This is a genomic window from Pseudomonas sp. QS1027 (assembly GCF_002814235.1).
GTDB lineage: Bacteria > Pseudomonadota > Gammaproteobacteria > Pseudomonadales > Pseudomonadaceae > Aquipseudomonas.
Map to the genome: position 1 here is coordinate 1 of NZ_PHSU01000050.1, position 1,264 is coordinate 1,264.

The 1,264-nt window shown below is 54.4% G+C and carries 1 protein-coding gene; it reads left to right on the forward strand.

Going from position 1 to position 1,264, the window contains the following annotated elements; translation table 11 throughout:
* The first annotated feature begins 227 nt into the window (after positions 1-227).
* Complete coding sequence (locus tag CWE01_RS32875; RefSeq protein ID WP_100944724.1) at positions 228-1,157, forward strand: transposase; 930 nt, start codon at positions 228-230, stop codon at positions 1,155-1,157.
* Positions 1,158-1,264 lie beyond the last annotated feature (107 nt).

Consider the following 1,264-nt stretch of genomic DNA (forward strand, 5'->3'; position numbering starts at 1 on the left):
TCGCCAGCAAGCCGGCTTGTGTCTGGCGTCAGGGTTAGACTGGTGGTGAGAGCGGTGAGTGGCAAGCTGAATGCCGGCAGTGCTTAAAGCACGTGTAGGAGCTCATGCTGCCACTCACCCCTCCGCCCTGGTTATTGAGCCCGAACAGTTGAACGAGCCCACCTCGAACAGTTACAAGCGTGGGCCCAGCCAGAGCGCTCTCACCTTGAGTGTAAGAGGATTTGGCCATGCTTACCTGTGCCGGCATCGATGTTTCTAAAGACGTCCTGCAGATCGAACTTGATCCACAAGGGATGGGGGCGGTTTTCCCCAATGACATCAATGACTTCTCGAAGATGGTTGATTGGCTGAAGTGCCATCAAGTCAGTCGCGCATTGCTGGAGGCGACCGGCGGCTACGAGCGAAGAGCCATGAAAGCACTCCAGGCGGCAGGTTTCGAAGTCCTGCGGGTCAACCCTTGCCGAGCTAAAAGCTTTTCCAAGGCCATGGGGCTGCATGCCAAAACTGATCCGATAGATGCGCGTCTTCTCGCGCAGTTTGCAGCGGTTATCCAATCTCCCGAAAGCCGAATCACAAATGCCGAGCAGGACAACCTGCGTGCATTGGTACAACAGCGGGAAAATTTTGTTCAGCAGAGAGATGACGACAAACGGCGACTGAAAACGACCGTTTCTGAGATCGTGAAACCCGCGTTGCAGAGCCATATCGACTATTTACGCAAGGCCATAAAGTCGATAGAAAAACTGATGGGACAAAGTGCTGAACAGCTGGACGGCGAGAAAGTGGCCCGTCTGTGCTCGGTCAAAGGCATAGGGCTCGTTACGGCAGCCAGCCTAATGTCCTACCTCCCCGAGTTGGGCGAGGTGGGCAGGCACGAGATCGCCGCATTAGCAGGTGTAGCCCCCTACAACGACGACAGCGGCAAGCATAAAGGTAAGCGTCACATCAGCGGTGGACGGTTTGCTGTGAGGCGCTCGTTGTACATGGCCAGCTGGATCGTCATTCGGTATCAGCCGGAATTTAATGCCCGATACAAGGCGTTACGCGACAAAGGCAAATGCGCCAAAGTGGCACTCATCGCCTGCATGCGAGTCTTGCTGATCCGCTTGAACGCGATGATCCGTGACGGTTCTGAATGGAAAGAACACATCGCCTAATGTGGCTGCGGTTGTTTCCCTAAGAAACTGCATGGCCTAGAGCTGTGGGAGCTTGACCGTCCTTTGAAATGATTTTCAAAAAAACGGTCAAGACAGTTGCTCCTACA